The organism is Paenibacillus sp. L3-i20, from assembly GCF_022180385.2.
GTDB lineage: Bacteria > Bacillota > Bacilli > Paenibacillales > Paenibacillaceae > Pristimantibacillus.
This window is the reverse complement of record NZ_BQME02000001.1, coordinates 1-19,448: the sequence shown is the minus strand read 5'-3', so window position 1 is coordinate 19,448 and position 19,448 is coordinate 1. Positions and strand designations below refer to the sequence as shown.

General features: G+C 41.6%; 21 protein-coding genes. 15 read left to right on the top strand and 6 right to left on the bottom strand.

Annotation, left to right across the window (positions count from 1 at the left end):
- Positions 1–88: 88 nt before the first annotated feature.
- From MFF31_RS00105 to MFF31_RS00095, 3 genes are all read left to right on the top strand, one after another.
- Positions 89–661 (top strand): TetR/AcrR family transcriptional regulator, encoded by a 573-nt coding sequence (locus MFF31_RS00105; RefSeq protein ID WP_238186155.1) that lies wholly within the window; start codon positions 89–91, stop codon positions 659–661.
- Positions 662–754: 93 nt separating this feature from the next.
- Entirely contained in the window at positions 755–1,087 is a 333-nt protein-coding gene (locus MFF31_RS00100; protein ID WP_238186154.1) for a DMT family transporter, read from the top strand.
- Position 1,088: 1 nt separating this feature from the next.
- Positions 1,089–1,403, top strand: a complete 315-nt coding sequence (locus MFF31_RS00095; RefSeq protein WP_238186153.1) for a DMT family transporter — start codon at positions 1,089–1,091, stop codon at positions 1,401–1,403.
- Positions 1,404–1,467: 64 nt separating this feature from the next.
- Here the strand turns inward: MFF31_RS00095 and MFF31_RS00090 are convergent, their stop codons facing one another.
- The 5 genes from MFF31_RS00090 to ilvD form a co-directional block, all read right to left on the bottom strand.
- Positions 1,468–2,895 carry a sensor histidine kinase gene (locus MFF31_RS00090; RefSeq protein ID WP_238186152.1) on the bottom strand — a complete coding sequence of 476 codons (1,428 nt, stop codon included), beginning with the start codon at positions 2,893–2,895 and terminating at the stop codon, positions 1,468–1,470.
- Complete coding sequence (locus tag MFF31_RS00085) at positions 2,892–3,605, bottom strand: response regulator transcription factor (protein ID WP_238186151.1); 714 nt, start codon at positions 3,603–3,605, stop codon at positions 2,892–2,894. Before MFF31_RS00085 ends, MFF31_RS00090 begins: the two co-directional genes overlap by 4 nt.
- Before the next feature lie 120 nt (positions 3,606–3,725).
- Complete coding sequence (locus MFF31_RS00080; protein ID WP_238186150.1) at positions 3,726–4,769, bottom strand: DUF418 domain-containing protein; 1,044 nt, start codon at positions 4,767–4,769, stop codon at positions 3,726–3,728.
- On the bottom strand, positions 4,762–5,151 hold the full coding sequence (locus MFF31_RS00075; protein WP_238186149.1) for a YxeA family protein: 390 nt from the start codon (positions 5,149–5,151) through the stop codon (positions 4,762–4,764). Before MFF31_RS00075 ends, MFF31_RS00080 begins: the two co-directional genes overlap by 8 nt.
- A 165-nt stretch (positions 5,152–5,316) precedes the next feature.
- Positions 5,317–7,002, bottom strand: coding sequence for a dihydroxy-acid dehydratase (gene ilvD, locus MFF31_RS00070; protein WP_238186148.1), 1,686 nt, complete (start codon positions 7,000–7,002; stop codon positions 5,317–5,319).
- A gap of 264 nt (positions 7,003–7,266) precedes the next feature.
- On the opposite strand from ilvD, the gene MFF31_RS00065 reads away from it, so the two are divergent.
- The 10 genes from MFF31_RS00065 to MFF31_RS00020 all read left to right on the top strand — a co-directional run bounded on the left by MFF31_RS00065 (position 7,267) and on the right by MFF31_RS00020 (position 16,815).
- Entirely contained in the window at positions 7,267–7,980 is a 714-nt protein-coding gene (locus MFF31_RS00065; protein WP_238186147.1) for a response regulator transcription factor, read from the top strand.
- A complete protein-coding gene (locus tag MFF31_RS00060) occupies positions 7,958–9,073 on the top strand; it encodes a sensor histidine kinase (protein ID WP_248565365.1) in 1,116 nt (371 codons plus the stop codon). The genes MFF31_RS00065 and MFF31_RS00060 overlap by 23 nt, the downstream gene beginning before the upstream one ends.
- A gap of 106 nt (positions 9,074–9,179) precedes the next feature.
- Positions 9,180–10,091, top strand: coding sequence for a D-alanyl-D-alanine carboxypeptidase family protein (locus MFF31_RS00055; protein WP_238188424.1), 912 nt, complete (start codon positions 9,180–9,182; stop codon positions 10,089–10,091).
- A 37-nt stretch (positions 10,092–10,128) separates the two neighbouring features.
- Positions 10,129–10,659: a MarR family winged helix-turn-helix transcriptional regulator gene (locus MFF31_RS00050; RefSeq protein WP_248565364.1), complete on the top strand. Its 531-nt coding sequence runs from the start codon at positions 10,129–10,131 to the stop codon at positions 10,657–10,659.
- A 180-nt stretch (positions 10,660–10,839) separates the two neighbouring features.
- On the top strand, positions 10,840–11,847 hold the full coding sequence (locus MFF31_RS00045; RefSeq protein ID WP_238186144.1) for a BMP family lipoprotein: 1,008 nt from the start codon (positions 10,840–10,842) through the stop codon (positions 11,845–11,847).
- A gap of 57 nt (positions 11,848–11,904) precedes the next feature.
- Complete coding sequence (locus tag MFF31_RS00040) at positions 11,905–13,404, top strand: ABC transporter ATP-binding protein (RefSeq protein WP_238186143.1); 1,500 nt, start codon at positions 11,905–11,907, stop codon at positions 13,402–13,404.
- A complete protein-coding gene (locus MFF31_RS00035) occupies positions 13,397–14,464 on the top strand; it encodes an ABC transporter permease (RefSeq protein WP_238186142.1) in 1,068 nt (355 codons plus the stop codon). The genes MFF31_RS00040 and MFF31_RS00035 overlap by 8 nt, the downstream gene beginning before the upstream one ends.
- Positions 14,448–15,371 (top strand): ABC transporter permease, encoded by a 924-nt coding sequence (locus tag MFF31_RS00030; protein WP_238186141.1) that lies wholly within the window; start codon positions 14,448–14,450, stop codon positions 15,369–15,371. Before MFF31_RS00035 ends, MFF31_RS00030 begins: the two co-directional genes overlap by 17 nt.
- Positions 15,372–15,418: 47 nt before the next feature.
- On the top strand, positions 15,419–16,090 hold the full coding sequence (locus tag MFF31_RS00025) for a sulfite oxidase-like oxidoreductase (RefSeq protein WP_238186140.1): 672 nt from the start codon (positions 15,419–15,421) through the stop codon (positions 16,088–16,090).
- A gap of 2 nt (positions 16,091–16,092) precedes the next feature.
- Complete coding sequence (locus MFF31_RS00020; protein ID WP_238186139.1) at positions 16,093–16,815, top strand: nucleoside phosphorylase; 723 nt, start codon at positions 16,093–16,095, stop codon at positions 16,813–16,815.
- A 6-nt stretch (positions 16,816–16,821) separates the two neighbouring features.
- On the opposite strand, the gene MFF31_RS00015 is transcribed toward MFF31_RS00020, so the two are convergent.
- Positions 16,822–17,445: a 3'-5' exonuclease gene (locus tag MFF31_RS00015; protein ID WP_238186138.1), complete on the bottom strand. Its 624-nt coding sequence runs from the start codon at positions 17,443–17,445 to the stop codon at positions 16,822–16,824.
- Between the two features lie 146 nt (positions 17,446–17,591).
- Between MFF31_RS00015 and MFF31_RS00010 the strand changes: the two genes are divergently transcribed.
- Positions 17,592–18,572, top strand: a complete 981-nt coding sequence (locus tag MFF31_RS00010) for a carbohydrate kinase family protein (protein WP_238186137.1) — start codon at positions 17,592–17,594, stop codon at positions 18,570–18,572.
- Positions 18,573–18,919: 347 nt separating this feature from the next.
- The coding region (locus tag MFF31_RS00005) for a peptidoglycan-binding domain-containing protein (RefSeq protein WP_238186136.1) at positions 18,920–19,448 on the top strand (529 nt) is incomplete at its 3' end.

The window sequence follows — 19,448 nt, the reverse complement described above, 5'->3', positions numbered from 1 at the left end:
GAAATAATGGTTGCTTCATTACGAATTGACTTTTTCACATATATCCTTTATAGTTTGACTAACGAACGGTAGGTAGAGGGGGCTTCATATGACTGCAAATCGGATTAAAGGAATTGCGCTTTCTCATTTTGCACGATTTGGTTATGAGGGTACATCACTGGCAAATATTGCAGCAGATGTCGGGATTAAGAAGCCTTCTATTTACGCACACTTTAAAGGAAAAGAAGAATTGTATTTTGCCTGCTTAGAGGAAGCTTTAAATAAGGATATGTTATATTTTCAGCAGCAAGCAGAACAGGGACAAAACATCGAATTCAAACAAATTCTTCATAATATATTAACTGGATATGCACAACGATTTGGTGCTAATGAAGAAGCAATGTTTTGGTTGAGATCATCCTATTTCCCACCTGATCCCTTTCGGGAACAAATTGTGGAGAAGGCTAATCATCATATTACAGCTATAGGCAAGCTTTTACTTCCATTATTCAAGGATGCGAGCGATAAGGCGATAATAAAAAACATTGAAGCCAGTACAGCATTAGAAGCGTATTTATGTCTATTCGATGGTGTTATGGTTGAATTATTATATGTAGGATATGAACGATTTGAATTACGGCTATCAGCATCATGGGAAGTGTTTAAGCGTGGTCTTTTCTAAGGGATCGTGACAGCAACGTAAGTTGACGGGCTGCATACGCAGGACGTCATTTTTTTACATCTAGACTAACGACTGGTAGGAAGGAAGAGTTATATGGAATGGATTTATGTAATCGTCGCAGGATTTATCGAAATTTTTTGGGTAATTGGTTTGAAGAAAGCATCAACGCCATTAGAATGGGCGGGCGTTATAATAGCAATTGCTATTAGTTTTATTTTATTATTTAAAGCCTACAAGAAGCTCCCTGTTGGAACGGTATATGCTGTATTTACTGGACTTGGAGCAGGCGGTATCGTACTGACGGAAATATTCGTTTTTGGCGAGCCGTTTTCAATTGCCAAAATTTTATTAATAGGTCTTATTTTCTTCGGCGTAATCGGGCTTAAGCGAGTAACCGGGGACAAAAAAGAGAAGGGGGCCGAGTAAAATGGCATGGATCTTTCTAATTATAGCGGGTATTTGTGAAGTGGCTGGAGTTATTTTTATGAAAATTGCTAGTGAGAGAAAAGGCTGGGCACCTAAGCTAATATTAATTATGAACTTTGCGGTCAGCTTCTATTTCTTGTCACTCGCTATGAAAACTTTGCCGATGGGTACTGCTTACGCCATCTGGACAGGAATAGGAACGGCAGGTAGTGCTCTACTCGGCATTCTGATCTTTAAAGAGTCTGCTGAATGGCGTCGCTTATTTTACTTAAGTTGTATTTTGAGCGGTGCGATTGGTCTAAAATTAATAAGCTAATTGAAAGACAGTTGCTCACCAATGTGGCAACTGTCTTTCTATATTGTACGGATTCTAAACGATATTATAATCGAACCTCAATCTTAGTTCCGCTACCCACTTCACTCGTAATTTCAATTTGGCCGCCATGTGCCGCAATGGCATCATTGGCAATTGCCATCCCAAGGCCAGATCCTTTATGGAGCTCACCCGTGTTTGTTCCACGATAATAGCGGTCAAATAGTTTATCCAGCTCTTCTTTTGGTATTCCATAACCATTATCTTCAATTGTAATAAGCATCTTATCGTCATGCTGAATACTCACAATAATGTGAGTGTCTGGACTGTTATGGACGATGGCATTGAAGATAAGATTGTTAAATGCTCTGCGTAGGAGCGTTTCATCTATTTCCATGTCTATTCGCTTCTCATCACATTTGAGCTCGATATGCCGTTCGGCATATTGAGGATCATTAAGTATATCGATGACAACATCACGAAGCAGTCTAACGAGATTGACTCTTTTTTTATGTAGTATCAATTGTTTATTTCGAAGTCTTGTTGTTAAGCTTAAATCCTCCATAACCTCTTTCATATACAGGGATTTTTTTTGAATAATATGCGCGTATTCGTGTATTTCCTCATTGGTAAACTGATAATTCGGATCAGCCATTAATTCGGCATAACCTTGGATAGAAGCTAGAGGCGTCTTAATATCATGTGAGATGTTGCCAAGCCATTCCTCTCTCATTTGATCTAACCTTCTGCGATCAGCTTCAGTTGCCTTCAATTGCTGGGAAAGAAGATTTACGTTATGGAATACATCCTTATAAATTCCTTTCACAGCGTAATGTATATCGTATTTCTTGCCAGCAAGTCCTCTAACACCTTCAATAATTAGATTAAGTGGCTTGCTTAGTCTGCTGCTAAATAAATAACCGATCAATAAGGCGACAAACCCATTAATGCTAATAAAAAATAAACTGCCTACTTTAAACATATAGAGTATGTTATCAAAATCTAATGTAACAATTAATCTATTAATAGTCCGATCGACAATTCCTATAAAATAGCTGTATTCGATTTGACCAAGCTGCTGACTGCCTATAAAGACGTTGGTATCAACATTGACTTCACGATATTTATACATTTGAATAATGTCTATAGGCGTATATTTCTTCTGTACCCCGTCTGGTAGTCTGTAGCTGTATACTTCTTCGCCATTCTCTTGTAGTACTTGGATCCATGCATTATTGGCAGCGAGCAATTGCTTGCCTTCCTCACTAATGGACACTTGGCCCTGGCTCATTATTACATGCTGGGCAAACTCTCTTGTAAATTGTTCTTTATTTGACTCAATAATTTTGAGAATGGGAGCGTCATGGGTAGCATGGGTAGCATGGGTAGCATGGGTAAAAAGCATAATAACGAATACAATTATGTTTAGAACGATTACGAGCATAATTGCTATAACGATGGATAATAAATAACTGCCTGTTACTCTCCATCTCATTGTTGTTCATCCTTTGCAACGAGCTTGTAGCCTAGCCCCTTTACTGTAACCAAATAGGTTGGATTTGATGGGTTAACTTCAATTTTTTCTCGCAATCTGCGAATATGAACCATAATGGTATTGTCAAAACCAATAAATTCTTCTCCCCATACATGGTCGCATAAGCTTTCTTTACTAATGATACGATTAGCATTTTTCATAAAATGAGCCATCAAGCCAAGTTCCTTCGGCTTTAATTCTATAACGTTGTCTCTCATCCGAAGCTGTGCTTGACTCTTATCTAATATAAATGGACCTGCGGTCAGAAGTGAAGGTTCTATAACCTCTTGTGTAAACCCTGCTCTTCGCAATTGTGCTTTAACACGATATGCAACTTCTTTCGGGCTAAAGGGCTTCGTAATATAATCATCGCCCCCGATAGCGAGCCCTAACAATTTATCAATCTCCTCGTCTTTTGCAGACAGGAATAGGATTGGTACGTTTGACAGCTTTCTTATTTCTTTGCATACTTCATAACCTTCCCCATCCGGCAACATAATGTCGAGCAGTACAATATCAGGCCTATGTAGTTGAAACTGTGAGAATCCATCTTTGACTGTAGTTGCAGTATAAACGGGATGAATACCTTCTTTGTTCAGCACCATAGAAAGCAGTTTTAATAGATCCTCTTCATCATCGATAATAAGAACACTTTTGTTAGTGTTAGACATAAGCTTCCTCCAGTACTAATTCAAAATGATTACAAAAACTTAGCTACCTGTAAGGAACAGATAGCTAAGTTTTTCACAAATAGTATTCAATTATAACAACAGTCGAAGCGTGTGTAAAAATTAAGTCCTTTTAGGATTTTTTCCATATGTCATAAAACGCCATACCATCTCTAGCGGCCCCATCTTAAAGAAGTTGAACCAGATGTAGCTAGTGACGATATGAATGGCAAATATAATTGGAGCAATAACGACGATATCTGTTGCAGATACGACATCAATGCCGATCAAAGCCATAAGTGCAAGTCCAATAAAACTTTGGGCAAAATAATTGGTAAGTGCCATCTGCCCTACTCGTGCTATTGGCATTAACAATCGTCTTATGTAACCATTTTCTAAAATAGTGAAAAGGGTAACTAAATAAAGCAACACGGTAGGAATTGTACCAATACCAATGATTTGATCTATTAATTCTGAATTTTGGATAGATGCTTTCCATATCCAATAAGAAGAAAAAACGAAGAGGGGTAGTGTTATTATCCCGATCCATTTTAAATACGATTTTAATCGTTGGATTTGCCGGAGCCAATTCGCTTTAGCTGAAAGAAAACCTGCTAAAAACATAATAAAAATTAATGTTGCATCCGTACCGATCAACGAGGCTACATCGTATATTAATCCTGATGTAAAGCCTGAAAGTAAAATAATAAGTGAAAATACGTAAAAAGCAGTTATGCTAAGGAGCCATATGACAATTGTGCGATTAGTAGCCTTGAAAAAAGGAATTAGAAATAAGCCAATGATCGCATATATCGGTAATATCGTTCCCGGGAAAAAGAAAACTTGAACAACTCCAATTAAAAATAAGGTTAGCAATCGACGTGCAAATAGCAATCGCGGCTTATCTCCTCGAAGTTCTGCTCGGGAAGCAAAGATATAAAAGCCAACACCAAACAAGAATGAGAAAATTGAAAAAAACTTTTTCTGAATGAGAACGTCGATGGATGCGTTAATGAGACTATTTATGCCAGTAGTATCAGGCATAGGTCCACCTTCAACTAGAACTTTATAACCTGCTATATTTATAAACAAAATACCGAATAAGGCTAACCCGCGGATAATATCTAATGAGACAATTCGATCGTGTTGTTTGATAGACTTAATCATTGTGTTCTGCTCCTTCTCCATTATTTTTTAATTGACTTGCTGCAGCTTCTGGAATCTCTTCAACTGTTACTTCTTGGTATGATTGAACGATTTCTTTATCTCGAATAAATAGAGTTAAATAAGCATTTTTGCGAAGCTGCTTTTCGCTTGTGAAGACGTAAGTTGCTTTATTGCCATCTTTATCGAAGGCAGGCAAGTTGTATTCATAACTAGTTACTGTCTCATTCGCAGATATTTTAGTTGTTTTTGCCTTTCCATCCGTCGTAATTTCCAAGTAATATAATTCTGTACCCAACCGATTAATATTTACATTTTGTGTGATCAGAATAAAACCAATAAATAAAGCCGCCATAATAACAGCTATTGTCCCAAAAACTTTCATGTTTATTTGCCCCTTATCTTTTGTGTGATAGGACTAATTATAAGTTCCGTATCTTACACCTTGTTGTGGGCAACCTTACATAAACCTTAAAACGAAAAAGGCACTGGCCTAAACGCAGATTAATCTGCGTGAAGGACAGCGCCTTACCTTTATAATAGGGGTGATTTACATCTTCATTACGCCGCCAGTGCTTGCGGATGTAACGAGATGAGCGTAACGTGCTAGGTAACCACGTTTGATCTTAAGCTCGAAGCCAGGCCATTCAGCACTGCGTTTCTCAAACTCTTCGTCGCTAATAAGCATATTCATTGTGCGGTTGTTCATATCAATCTCTACTATGTCGCCATCGCGTACAAATGCGATTGGTCCGCCTTCGGCAGCTTCAGGGGAAGCATGACCGATACTGATTCCGCGAGATGCGCCTGAGAAACGTCCGTCTGTAATAAGAGCAACTTTCGCTCCAAGTCCCATACCAACGATTTGTGAAGTTGGTGCAAGCATTTCTGGCATACCAGGGCCGCCTTTTGGTCCTTCATAACGGATAATAACAACATGACCTTCTTTGATCTTGCCGTTTGCAATTCCTGCAAGTGCATCGTCTTGGGAGTCGAAGCAAATCGCTGGACCTTTGTGATAGCCGCCAACCGATTTGTCGACTGCTCCTGTTTTAATAATTGCACCGTTAGGAGCAAGGTTTCCGAAGAGAACAGCAAGTCCACCGCGCTCCGTATGAGGATTGTCAATCGTATGAATAACATCGGTATCTTGAATCTCACAGCCAATTACGTTTTCACGAAGTGTTTTTCCAGTTACGGTCATACAATCACCGTGCAGAGCACCTTCTTTTTTAAATAGTTCATTAAGAACGGCACTTACACCACCTGCATTGTGTACATCTTCAATATGGTAATCGGAAGCAGGAGCAATCTTCGCAAGATGCGGAACACGTTCTGCCACTTCATTAATACGTTCAATTGGATATTCGATGCCTGCTTCATGTGCGATAGCAAGCGTGTGAAGTACAGTGTTCGTGGAGCCGCCCATCGCCATGTCAAGTGCAAAAGCGTTGTCGATCGCATCCTTCGTCACGATATCGCGAGGTTTGATGCCAAGATCGATAATCTTCATTAGTTGACGAGCAGATTCTTTAACGAATTCGATACGCTCTGGTGCTACAGCAAGAATGGTTCCATTGCCCGGAAGTGCAAGTCCAAGACCTTCTGCCAAACAGTTCATCGAATTTGCTGTGAACATGCCGGAACATGATCCACATGTAGGACAACCATATTGCTCAAGCTCAAGCAATTGTTCGTCATTTATTTTGCCTGCTTGGTGAGCGCCAACACCTTCAAAAACGCTTGAAAGTGAGATCGCACGTCCATCGGAAGTTTTACCCGCTTTCATAGGGCCGCCGCTTACAAGCATTGTAGGAATGTTGACGCGAAGAGCGCCAAGAATCATGCCGGGAGTAATTTTGTCGCAGTTAGGGATACAAATCATGCCGTCGAACCAGTGAGCGTTCACAACAGTTTCTACAGAGTCAGCAATTATTTCACGGCTTGCTAATGAATAACGCATACCGATGTGACCCATTGCAATACCGTCGTCTACACCTATCGTATTGAATTCGAAAGGGACACCGCCAGCTTCACGAATGGCTTCTTTTACAATCTTCCCGAATTCTTGCAAATGTACGTGACCAGGAACGATGTCAATATAAGAGTTGCAAACCGCTATAAAAGGTTTGTCGAAATCTTCTTCCTTAACTCCAGCTGCACGCAGCAAGCTGCGATGCGGTGCGCGGTCGAAGCCTTTTTTGATCATGTCAGAACGCATTCTTTTGGCCGCCATAATTGTAGTACCTCCCTTAAAATAGTCGGAACGTTGAAACGCCCGATTCACTCATCAATAAATAATCAATTCTGATCATTTTATCATACTGGACAATTGTTGGCTATCATTAGAACGGGGAATACTAGAATTGAGTAAACTATTTAAATAAATCTTAAAAATGCCTTAAGCTTTGTGATATTACGTCAAGAACCATTACACTCTTGCTGACGTTCATGTATAGTAAAGGCATAGAATTCAAGGGGTTTATAGGAGGATGAAATTGTGGAACGTCGTGTATTAATTGTGGATGATGAGCGTGAAATCGCTGAGCTAATAGAAATATATTTAAAAAATGAAGGATTTGCTACTGAGGTCGCCTTTGATGGCGAGCAAGCACTGGAAGCTTATGAGAGACAGGCTTTCGATCTTGTTATTCTAGATATAATGATGCCGAAGATGGATGGACTTGAAGTGTGCAGACGACTACGGAAGGACGATCATGTGCCAATATTGATGCTAAGTGCCAAGACGCAGGATATGGATAAAATAATGGGGCTAATGACTGGTGCAGATGATTATATGGTGAAGCCGTTTAATCCGCTGGAATTGCTAGCTAGAGTAAGGTCGCTTTTACGTCGTTCTTACCAATATAGCAAACCAAATGACGGATCGGATAACGACAGGGAGCAATCTGCGAGCAAAGAACTTCGATTAGGCGCATTACGGATCGACAAACTTAGCCATACTGCTGAAGTAGATGGACGCTCTCTCCATCTTACTTCAACTGAATTTGGCATCCTTCATCTACTTGCAAGTCAGCCTGGGCGAGTGTTTAGTGCGGAAGATATTTTCCAGCAGGTGTGGAAGGAAAAATATTTTGAGTCAAATAATACGGTTATGGTTCATATTAGCAAGCTGAGGGATAAGCTGGAGAAGGAACTTGGCGAGAAGATGATTGTAACGGTGTGGGGGGTTGGCTACAAGGTTGAAGGATAATGTCGTTTTTCGATTAGTACTGCGCTCCTTTGTAAACTTATTTCTTAGTGCTTTGCTTGCAGTTGTTAGTATTGCGTTAGTGGAGATGATTATTAAATTTTTTGTTAGAAATTTTTATCAATTCTATCCTATAAAACGATTTGCTCGAACGATCGTGAATGCATTTCCTGGGGAGTTAGGAATTTTTGTTATTGCGTTCGTGTTGTTCCTATTCTATTACTTAGTCATTCAGTGGATATACTTCAGCTACTTTGGGAAAATAAACGATTCTGTTCGGCGCATCGCAGATGGTCAGCTAGAGATGAATTATAAAATCAGCGTTAGAAGCACGAATACGTTCAGCATTATTGCAGGTAATGTCAATCGGCTATCAGACCGTCTGCAGCTTGCGCTGGTAGATGAACGAAAATCAGAGCAGACCAAAAATGAGCTAATAACGAATGTATCGCATGATCTTAGAACACCGCTTACGTCGATTATTGGTTATTTGGGTCTTATTGAGCAGGACCGTTATCGTGATGAGGTAGAGCTTCGGCATTATGTACAGATTGCTTATGAGAAGTCTCAACGATTACATGAGTTAATCGATGATCTGTTTGAATATACACGCATGAGACATGATACGGTAACGCTTAAGCAGGAGAACTTTAATTTGGTTGAATTGATTGGACAGCTGCTTGTGCAATATCATATGCTGCTTAAAGAAGCGGGGATGAGCAGTAAGCTGCATTGTGACGTAACCTCTATTCAGGTGAAAGGGGATACAGCAAAGCTTGTTCGAGTATTTGAAAATCTAATTTCCAACGCTATGTCCTACGGGAAGGAAGGCAAGCTGATAGAAATTAGAGTGAGGGAAATTGGAAGTGAAGCGGTTGTTGAGGTAACTAATTATGGAGATGCAATACCAGCCATAGATCTTCCTCATATATTCGACCGTTTTTACAGGGGAGATAAATCGAGGACGCAATGGTCTGGCGGATCAGGTCTTGGTCTAGCTATTTCCAAAAGCATTGTAGATATGCATCATGGATCGATAGATGTGACGAGTGATTCTCTACAAACGGTATTTAGAGTTACATTACCGCGACTTTAAAGTGAAATTAAGGTATTTTTATGATTACGTTACAGTCTCCTTAAGCTTAAGTCTTTATACTCGTAAGAGTAGAAGGTGAGCGAGAGGAGATTTTTTTGTGACAAAAATGAGATTGATTTATAAACATAGACGGGGACATTTTGGCCTATATTTGGCAACATTTGTTGCGATAGCTACGATTATTTTTTTGGGAGATAAAGTACTTAAAAATTGGCTTCCTGCTGAAGAAATGGTGATTCATTCTGCTGCTGCCATATTGATAGATGCTAGTTCAGGGAAGGTCATTTATCAGAAAAATGCAGATGAGGCTCATCCACCAGCAAGCATGTCTAAGATGATGACAGAATTAATTGTTCTGGAAGGCGTTCTTGAAGGAAGGTTAAGCTGGAATGATCGAGTGTCAGCAAGTCATTATGCTGCTCATATCCCCGGCACGAGAATGGGGCTTAGCCAAGGCGATCAACTTACGGTGAGAGAGCTGTTTGATTCCATGACTATTTATTCTGCCAATGATGCAGCAGTTGCACTTGCAGAGCATATTGGTGGTTCGGAGAAGGCTTTTGTTCATTTGATGAACGAGAAGGCTGCACGGATTGGTTTATCTATCAAGTCCGTATTCGGAAATGCCTCCGGATTAAGTAAAGAAGATATTGCGAGCTATCATGAGTCGGCACATGAACAAGATACGATGATGACTGCAAAAGATACAGCAATGCTGGCCGGGTACTTGATGGGGAAATTTCCTGAAGTGCTTGAAGTGACAAGTAGAGGAAGTGTGAGGGTGTCCACTAATAAAAAGTCACTGTCCGCTACGAATTTAATGTTGGAGAATAAGCCGTACGAGTACGTTGGAAACGATGGACTAAAAACAGGATACACACCTAATGCCGGATATTGCTTTACTGGTACAGCCAAACGTGATGGCAAACGATTAATTTCCGTTGTAATGGGCGCTGATTCCAAAGATACTCGATTTACTGAGACGAAGAAGCTTTATGAAATGGGATTTTCACAATAAAGTTACACTGACTATGAAAATAATGTAAGGAAAATCGTTGACGCTTGAAAGTAGCACGTCTATACTTTGTTCAGGAAAATCGGATCTTGAATCGATAGATTGGGGTGCTGCGGATATGGAAGAAGCGAGAGAGCAAAAACTAATTATTATGAAGCAATTAGATGAAGCATTCCGTGAAGTTAGAAAGCTCATACTTGCTGAATGGAATCGGACGAATAAGCAAGCGCTTGGTATGTCACATGGTAGAATGCTAATTAATCTTCACGAAGCGGGGCCACAGAAATCTACATCGTTAGCAGAAAATCTATCTATTACTAACGGTGCTATTACAGGTGTAGCGGACAGGCTGATCGAGTTAGGTTATGTAACACGTGAGCGCAGCGAACAAGATCGCCGAGCAGTAGTACTTAAGTTGACTGAAAATGGCGAAGCAATGGTACAGTCGATGCTTAAGGTTCGCGAGAAAGTGATGTTGAAGTTATTTCATGGCTTAAGTATCGATGAGATGGAGCAAGGACTCGACCTTTTTCGTAAAATGAGCAAAAACATGGTTAATGATGGCCGATAATTCGTATTTTTGTTGTAAAAACCTGACGTTCTAAAGTTTTTATTGCATTAATGTTCGGATCGTGTAGAATAAAGTAGAAATATGTCGGAATTATACGGATTGACAAATCCCTATAAAACTACTAGGATAAATAGGAATTAAAACAATCATTTTTTAAAAAAGAATTAAGGGGAGATCAGCATGAAAAAACATCTAGTATTACTGCTTACTTTGGTAATGGCGATTAGTGTAATCGCAGCATGCGGAAACAATACTGCTGGCGGTGATGAGAAGAAAAAGCGCATCGCACTAGTACTTCCTGAACAAATTGGTGTTAACCCGTTTTTCTCTTTAATGGATGAAGGCTTTAAGAAGGCAGGTACTGAGTTTGGCGTAGAAGTGAAAACAATCGAATCGACTGATCCAGCAGGTTTCGAGCAAAACCTACGTACGACTGTTGCTGAAAATTATGATCTAATTATTACTGCAACGTTTCAAGCAGAAGATGCGCTTAAAAAGGTAGCTGCTGAAAACCCAACAAAATCATTTGCAGTTATTGATACAGTAGTAGATTTACCGAATGTTCGCAGTGTTGTATTCCGTGAACATGAAGCAGCGTTCTTACTTGGCGCAACAGCAGGTCTTTCCACAAAAACAAATAAGGTTGGGGCAGTTGTTGCAATCGACGCTCCACTTCTTAGCAAGTATACATCGGGTTTTGCACAAGGTTTGAAGCTAACGAATCCAAATGCAGAACTATTCATTAACTACGTTGGTAGTTTCGATGATTCAGCGAAGGGTAAAGAGTTAGCTGTCCTTCAGCACTCCAAAGGTGCTGACTTTATCGCAGGAATGGCAGCGGTAGGTGACCTTGGCGTATTCGAAGCAGCGAAAGAACTTGGCTTCTACACATCAGGACAAGATGTCGATCGTACCGAAATCGATCCTGAACATGTTGTTCTATCTCAACTAAAAGGAACAGATGCAGTTGCATACGAAACGGTAAAAGCTTTTACATCTGATAAGTTCGAATTCGGATTAGCAGACTATGGATTGAAGGAAGATGGTGTAGGACTTACGTTCGTTACCAAGGAAAGTAAATCGGCACTTAGCCCGTTCATAGGTCAAGAAACAGTTGATAAAGTAAAAGCAATCGCAGAAGATATTAAGTCTGGTAAGGTAGTAGTTGAAAACCCTCTAGCTAAATAATCCAAATTACCGGCTGCTATCATGCAGCCGGTTTGCTTGTTTGAAAGGAGTTTCAATATGTTGCTGCAAATGGAAAACATAACAAAAAACTACGGAGCAGTAAGGGCGAATAGTGAAGTATCCTTTAACTTGCGTAAAGGAGAAATCCATGCACTTGTTGGAGAGAATGGCGCAGGGAAAACGACGCTTATGCGCATCCTTTATGGCATGGAAACTCCTACTAGCGGTGAAATTAAACTAGATGACAAATCCATATCACTTGCCAGTCCTACCGATGCTATCAAACACGGAATTGGGATGGTACATCAGCATTTTATGTTGTTTTCTTCCTTTTCGATTGCTGAAAATATCGTAATTGGTAGAGAACCAGCTAAGGCGATAGGTTTTGATCGTAAAGCAGCGGCAATGGAAACAGAGCGGCTTGCCAAACAATATGGTATGCCTGTTGATCCGTGGAAGAAAGTGGGGGATTGCTCACTTGGTGTTCAGCAGCGTGTAGAAATATTAAAGGTGCTCTATCAAGGAGCAGAAATTATTATTTTGGATGAACCGACAGGCGTTTTAACACCGCTTGAAGTTAAAGAGCTGTTAATTGCCATTAAGGCGCTTGCTGCACAAGGGAAAAGCTTTATTTTAATTAGTCATAAGCTTCAAGAAATATTAGAGGTTGCGGACCGAATTACTGTTCTGCGCGACGGTAAAGTTTCAGGAACAGTAAATGCAGCAGATACGGACGAAGAGCAACTCTCTAAGTTAATGGTCGGCAGAGATCTAGTTAAACTGTCAAGGAACAATAGGACTCGAGGGAAAGCAGTGCTCGAAGTATCCTCACTTACGGTAAGAGGAACGAAGACGAAGCCACTCCTTGATGAGGTCACCTTACAAGTTAATGAAGGCGAAATTGTCGGAATTGCTGGAATATCTGGCAATGGACAGTCGGAACTTTTACAGGCTATTTCTGGACTCATGAAACCGGATGCAGGTTCTATTAAACTATTAGGACAAGACATTACAGGTGCTTCGGTACTGAATATACGCAAGCAAGGTCTTGCACATATTCCAGAGGATCGTTATCAATGGGGCGTCTCCAAAGAGGCTACTGTGATGGAAAATGGTCTTATGGGACATACGGAAAAACATCAGAAATACGGTGTTATGCAAGGTGCAGGCATTCGTAAGATGGTATCAGAATGGGTGGAGCGATTCGGAATCAAGACGGGCTCACTACACACAAAGTCACAATATTTATCAGGCGGGAATCTTCAAAAGCTGATCGTTGCCAGGGAGCTCGCACAACATTCACCCTTCCTAATTGCCGCTGAACCAACAAGGGGTGTAGATGTTGGTGCTATGGAAATTATTCATACAGAGCTACTTGAGAAGCGGGATGGGCAAGGCGCAATTTTGTTAGTTTCGTCTGAGTTGACAGAAGTTTTGAAATTATCAGATCGTATTTATGTTATGTGCGAGGGGAAAGTCGTTGGCGAGATGATGGCAGAAACTGCGACTGAGGAAAGAATTAGTTTGTTAATGGCAGGAGGTAAAGAAGTTGGTTAAGCTCAAAGGATTTCTGCGCTCGTTGTTACAGCCGCTTCTAGCTATTATTGTTGGACTTGCTGTTGGCGCAGTTGCTATCGTTATCGTTGGCGGATCTATTACGGAAACATATGCAGAAATGTGGAAGGGCGCATTTGGCAACTTTTATTTCATTACGAATACGCTTAGCCGCGCAACACCGATTATTCTCATCGGTCTTGGTGTAGCACTTGCTTTCCGTGCGGGCTTCTTTAATATGGGATCGGAAGGGCAAATGGTGTTAGGTGCTTTAAGTGCTGCATTAGCGGCTATTTATGTACCAGGACCAGGTTGGCTAAAAATTATTGCAGCCTTGTTCGCGGGAATTATTGCCGGGGGAATATGGTCGGCATTTGCCGGCTGGCTGGACGCAAAATTCAGAATGAATTTGCTTATAACGACACTATTGCTCAATTACATTGCCATTTTTTTTGCATCATATATGGTAACGTATCCTTTCAAGGACAATACAGGTTCTGCCGCATTATCACAAACGATAATGTTGGATCAACCCGCTTGGCTGCCTAAATTGTTCTCTGGTTACAGTTTGCATGTTGGGTTTGTGTTAGCTGTCGTTGGAGCAATTATTTTATATGCCTATTTAAAACATACCGTCAAAGGATATGAGATTCGAATGCTTGGCGGGAATCCATTGTTTGCAAGTTATGGCGGGATTCAGCGTGGCAAGCTAATGATTGCAAGTATGTTCGTCAGCGGGGGATTAGCTGGTCTAGCCGGCTCCGTGGAAGTACTTGGCACACAATATCGTTTTATTGATGGTGCGTTAACTGCACCGGGATATGCATGGTCTGGGATAATGGCGACATTGCTAGCAGGCTCACATCCGCTAGGAACGGCAGTTGCCGCAATTTTACTTGCAGCACTGCAAACGGGTGGAATGGGTATGGAACGAAATACGGAAGTTCCTCTTGAAGTATCCAGTATTATTCAAGCAGTTTTGATATTGTTTGTTTCAGCTAAATTAACTTTATCCTTTATAAAACGCAAGAAAGCGGGGGCGAAAGATGGATCAGCTGTTTGATGTTTCGTTATTTGCCTCTGCACTTCGAATGGTAACTCCGATTCTCCTTGCGGCACTTGGCGGAGCTATATGTGCGCGGGTTGGATTGTTCAACGTGGGACTCGAAGGACTAATGCTTGTAGGCGCATTTACAGCAATTGTCGGTAATTATATGACAGGAAACATTATTTTTGCTGTATTATTTGCAATGATTTGTACGCTTGTATTCTCACTTCTGTTCGCCTATATGAGCATTCATTTAAGGGCTAATGTAATCGTTGTTGGTATTGCGCTCAACTTTCTCGCATTAGGACTAACAACGTTTGCATTACGAGCAATCTTTGATGTGAGGGGAGCTTTTTATGATAAAGATATGACTGGTTTACCTAAATGGGATATTCCATTCGTTGAGAACATTCCTTGGCTTGGTGATGTGTTGTCAGGTCATTCCGTTCTCGTATACCTTTCTATCGTTATCGTTCTTGGACTTCAATACTTCTTATTTAAGACGGTAACGGGATTCCGTCTATTAGCAGCTGGAGAGAATCCAACTGCCGCACGAAGTCTTGGCATTAAAGTATCTCGTTTGCAATACGGTGCTGTTCTACTTTGCGGTGCATTGTGCGGCTTAGCCGGAGCGCAGCTTTCATTAGGAAATGTGACGATGTTTACAGAAGGAATGACGTCTGGACGCGGTTTTATTGCACTTGTTGCTACGATGCTTGGGCAATCTAATCCGCTTGGGGTTGCGGCTGCGAGCTTCCTATTTGGCTTTATGGAATCACTTAGTATTAGGCTTCAAGGTTTTGCTTTGCCGACCCAATTTACGTATATGGTGCCTTATGTCGTAACCATCGTAGCGATGTTTTTCTTCAAGGACAAAGGTTATTTGGAAGAAGCGCGTAAGTCGAACGAAAGCTCGCGTTAATCGGAAAGTTACTTGCCTATCATAATGACATGTAGAGGAGTGAAAATATGCACAACAAAGCAGATCGACTCAAACGGGTATCGCCAAAGCTAGCGGAGGTTCCAGAACATATTGCACATCGTGTTCCTCCAGGTCAGACGGTTACGGAACGTTTTCCCATTTTGCACGAAGGGGAAGTGCCTAAGTATGATATGGCTGATTGGTCACTCCGTATCTTTGGAGAAGTAGAGCAGGAACTTACCTTCACGTTCAATCAACTGATGGATTTAGCCCAGACGAAGATCGTTTGTGACATTCATTGTGTAACAAGGTGGTCTAAGCTCGATACGGAATGGGAAGGTATCCGTTTTACTGATCTCTTGTCTTTGCTTAATGTAAAGTCGGAAGCACGTTATGTCATGATTCACGCAGATGAAGATTACGATACAAACGTTCCGCTAGAAGATCTCATTCGGCAAGATGTTATTCTTGCTCATCGCTTTGACGGGGAGCCGCTATCAGATAAACATGGTGGACCAATGCGATTAATTGTGCCTCATCTTTATTTCTGGAAAAGTGCTAAGTGGATTAGAGGTATCGAGTTTATGAAGGAAGATCGGCCAGGTTTCTGGGAGCGGAACGGCTTTCACAATTACGCTGATCCGTTCGAGGAGCAGCGCTTTACGAGTGAAGAAAATAGTATGCCTGAAGACGAATGGCTACAAAAGGAGTTTGATTAACGATGTATTTGCCTATATTGCAGCTTCAATCAGAAGATTTACCATCTTATGCTCTTGTATGCGGTGACCCTAGACGTGCTGAAGTCATTTCTCAAAAGTTAACGAATGTTAGAGAGCTAGCATTTGCACGTGAGTATCGAACATTTGTTGGGGAATATAATGGCGTTCAGTTAGCAGTTGTTAGCCACGGGGTAGGCTGTCCGGGAGCTGCTGTATGCTTTGAGGAACTGATTAAAGGCGGAGTGACAACGCTAATTCGCGTTGGGACCGCCGGATCTTATTCTGCCGATCATCCGGCAGGCAGTCTAGTCGTAAGTACTGCTGCAGTACGTGCTGATGGCCTGACCCGTCAGCTTGTACCAGATGGATTTCCAGCAGTTGCTGACGGAGATATCGTAAATGCTTTGTTAGAAAAAGCGCTTGAAAGCGAAGGTGTTGTGAAAAAAGGAATCACCGTTACATTGGATGCTTTTTTTACTGGTGTAGTTGAGATCCCTCACAAACAATATAAGGCGTCAGGTGCGATTGCTGTAGAGATGGAAATAGCAGCACTTTACATCATAGCAACTCTTCGCGGTGCACGTGCAGGAGCTATTCTAGCGATAGACGGATATGCGGATTCCGACTTAGCTGCCGAATACGATCCGCATACTAACGTAGTTGCCAATGCGATAGAAAGAGAGATCGATGCGGCGCTTGGCGCAATCGTTAAGTTAGCAAATTAATTATTATTAACGCGGAGCGTATTTTAACGTTATCGCTTCCAACTTCGCATTAGGCGGGCTCCAAGCAGGGGGCCCGTATTTTTTTATATAACCAAGTTTATTTAGAGCATCCATTGCAGGTAATTCCTCGTCCATCGTACGGAACAACTCCCAGCACGCGACGACATCATTTAGAGCACGATGTCCTCCAATAAGCGGAATGTTGTAACGATCGCACATATCTTTTAGTGTATGCGGATATACATGACGAGCTCTGCTAATCGTAAGTGTATCGATAAAGTCGTTTTTAAAGGAACGCCCAGCAATTCTCATTAAGGAATGATGAAGGAAACTAAGATCAAACTGTGCATTATGAGCGACGAGAATGTGATCGCCAAGCATTCGGTTCAAAATGCGAAATGCTGTGTCCTCATCCATTCCAAATGTCGTCATCTCTTTAGTAATTCCTGTTAACTCAGTTATCTTTGGTGCTAACGTGCCATCGAATTGGACGAGAGTGCTGAATTCGCTTGCTACTTCACCATTAACAACTCGGATTGCTGCCATTTCTATGACACGGTCATTTTGTGGATCAAGTCCACTCGTTTCAAAGTCGAACACTGTGAAGGATTTATTTTTTAATGATTGCATAAGAGTCACCACTTTGTCTGGTCATTTTTGTTATCCGTCTAGTTTCTATTGTACAGGTAATGTTATTTCTCTTTCAATAGGGACGGGATGAGCTATAATTATGGCAATTATATTTTGAAGCTATTAAATGAAGGGAGATACGCTAGATGGAAGTAATAGCGTTGGGAGAGTTGTTGATCGATTTTACGCCTCATGGTATGTCAGAGCAGGGGCAGCCGCTTTTTGAACGGAACGCTGGAGGTGCTCCAGCTAATGTTCTTACTGGACTAGCTAGGTTAGGCCGCGAAACGGCTTTTATTGGAGCTGTGGGCAACGATGAGTTTGGTCGCTATTTAGGAGAAACGCTTAAGGAAACCGGAATAAATGTTGATGGTCTTACGTTTTCGGATGAAGCACAGACGACACTTGCCTTCGTTCATCTAGATAAGGATGGGGATCGATCATTTACATTTTATCGCAAGCCCGGTGCTGACCAAATGCTCCGTACTGAGGATGTTGACTATTCGAAAATCGCTGGCGCTAAGTTGTTTCATTTCGGCTCTGTCTCTATGACACATGAGCCTTCGAGAACTGCAACTCTTGCAACAGCCGCGTATGCGAAGAGTCAGGGGCTAATCGTTACGTTCGATCCGAACGTTAGATTGCCATTATGGAATAATGCTGAAGAAGCGAAGGTTGAGATTGTGAAAGGTATGGAGATTGCTGATATCGTAAAGCTCTCCGAAGACGAACTGGAATTGTTGACAGGTGAGAGCGATCTGGAACGTGGAGTGGATCTGTTGATGGAGCGCTTTAACATAAAGCTACTGTTAATCACATGTGGAGCGAACGGAAGCTATTGCCGTACATCAAAACAATTTGGGAACGTGAGAACGAGTCATGAAGGCTACAAGGTTGAAGTAGTTGACACCACCGGTTGCGGAGATGCGTTCTTTGGTGGGGTAATACATTGTTTATTGCGTGAAGAAGCTCCAGCTGCTCCAACTTGGAGCAAAGACAAACTGGACAATATGCTTATATTCGCTAATGCTATGGGTGCACTTGCAGCTACTCGCAAAGGTGCTATATCATCATTGCCAACGCCAAATGAAATCGAACGGTTTATGAGTGGAGAGTATGTAGGGTAACGGGGAATATATCTTGGCGAACCGTCCAAACGGAAAGAGTTCGTGTTCCTATTTACTACTTTCTTGTACCAAGGAAAATGTATAAAGGACTCCTGGCAAAGTTAAGCTTTTGTCAGGAGTCCTTTGTATGTTGATCAACTTAGCAATTGATTTGGCAACGAAAGAGGTAGAAAGTATCGCTTTATAAACGGAATTATTAGGGGATAGCTTCTGAACGATTAAGGAGATAATTGTTCGCTCTGAAAGTAAGTTCATAAATTTTTTTGAAATTACTGAAATGAAAACGAAAAATTGGGGATAGTAACTTTGGTAGCAACAATTCATTCAGAAAAGGAAGGTGCAGGCTAGTGGAAAATACACAAAAGAAAGTTAGCTGGCGCGTGGTTAAATACTTAAGCGTGGCTGTAGTTACGCTGGCATTAATGTTTAGTCTGCCAAACACAACCTTAGCGGTTGGAAAGAAAGCAAAAGGCCCGGAAGTATACGTAATTCAAGGAATGCTCAAATCATTGGGAAGTTACGGTGGACCTATAGATGGACATTATGGACCACAAACAGTAAGAGGAGTTAAGTATTATCAAAAAACACATGGTCTACCGATAACAGGATCAGTAGATGCAAAAACGTTACAATCCATTAGCTATTCGTATTCGACTGCAAAAGCAGCTGCGAAAGCGAAATCTAAAGGAAACGGCAAAGGTAAAGGCGCTGGACAAGGCGGCGGCGGTGCAGGCGGCGGAGCTGGTGGCGGTGCAGGCGGAGGAGCTGGTGGCGGTGCAGGCGGCGGAGCTGGTGGTGGCGCAGGCGGCGGTGCAGGCGGAGGAGCTGGTGGCGGTGCAGGCGGCGGAGCTGGTGGCGGTGCAGGCGGCGGAGCTG

Excerpts from the sequence above, each read along its gene's own strand:
- MFF31_RS00105 (WP_238186155.1), top strand. The coding sequence starts at position 89 with ATGACTGCAAATCGGATTAAAGGAATTGCGCTTTCTCATTTTGCACGA.
- MFF31_RS00100 (WP_238186154.1), top strand. The coding sequence starts at position 755 with ATGGAATGGATTTATGTAATCGTCGCAGGATTTATCGAAATTTTTTGG.
- MFF31_RS00095 (WP_238186153.1), top strand. The coding sequence starts at position 1,089 with ATGGCATGGATCTTTCTAATTATAGCGGGTATTTGTGAAGTGGCTGGA.
- MFF31_RS00090 (WP_238186152.1), bottom strand. The coding sequence starts at position 2,895 with ATGAGATGGAGAGTAACAGGCAGTTATTTATTATCCATCGTTATAGCA.
- MFF31_RS00085 (WP_238186151.1), bottom strand. The coding sequence starts at position 3,605 with ATGTCTAACACTAACAAAAGTGTTCTTATTATCGATGATGAAGAGGAT.
- MFF31_RS00080 (WP_238186150.1), bottom strand. The coding sequence starts at position 4,769 with ATGATTAAGTCTATCAAACAACACGATCGAATTGTCTCATTAGATATT.
- MFF31_RS00075 (WP_238186149.1), bottom strand. The coding sequence starts at position 5,151 with ATGAAAGTTTTTGGGACAATAGCTGTTATTATGGCGGCTTTATTTATT.
- ilvD (WP_238186148.1), bottom strand. The coding sequence starts at position 7,002 with ATGGCGGCCAAAAGAATGCGTTCTGACATGATCAAAAAAGGCTTCGAC.
- MFF31_RS00055 (WP_238188424.1), top strand. The coding sequence starts at position 9,180 with ATGAGATTGATTTATAAACATAGACGGGGACATTTTGGCCTATATTTG.
- MFF31_RS00045 (WP_238186144.1), top strand. The coding sequence starts at position 10,840 with ATGAAAAAACATCTAGTATTACTGCTTACTTTGGTAATGGCGATTAGT.
- MFF31_RS00040 (WP_238186143.1), top strand. The coding sequence starts at position 11,905 with ATGTTGCTGCAAATGGAAAACATAACAAAAAACTACGGAGCAGTAAGG.
- MFF31_RS00030 (WP_238186141.1), top strand. The coding sequence starts at position 14,448 with ATGGATCAGCTGTTTGATGTTTCGTTATTTGCCTCTGCACTTCGAATG.
- MFF31_RS00025 (WP_238186140.1), top strand. The coding sequence starts at position 15,419 with ATGCACAACAAAGCAGATCGACTCAAACGGGTATCGCCAAAGCTAGCG.
- MFF31_RS00020 (WP_238186139.1), top strand. The coding sequence starts at position 16,093 with ATGTATTTGCCTATATTGCAGCTTCAATCAGAAGATTTACCATCTTAT.
- MFF31_RS00015 (WP_238186138.1), bottom strand. The coding sequence starts at position 17,445 with ATGCAATCATTAAAAAATAAATCCTTCACAGTGTTCGACTTTGAAACG.
- MFF31_RS00010 (WP_238186137.1), top strand. The coding sequence starts at position 17,592 with ATGGAAGTAATAGCGTTGGGAGAGTTGTTGATCGATTTTACGCCTCAT.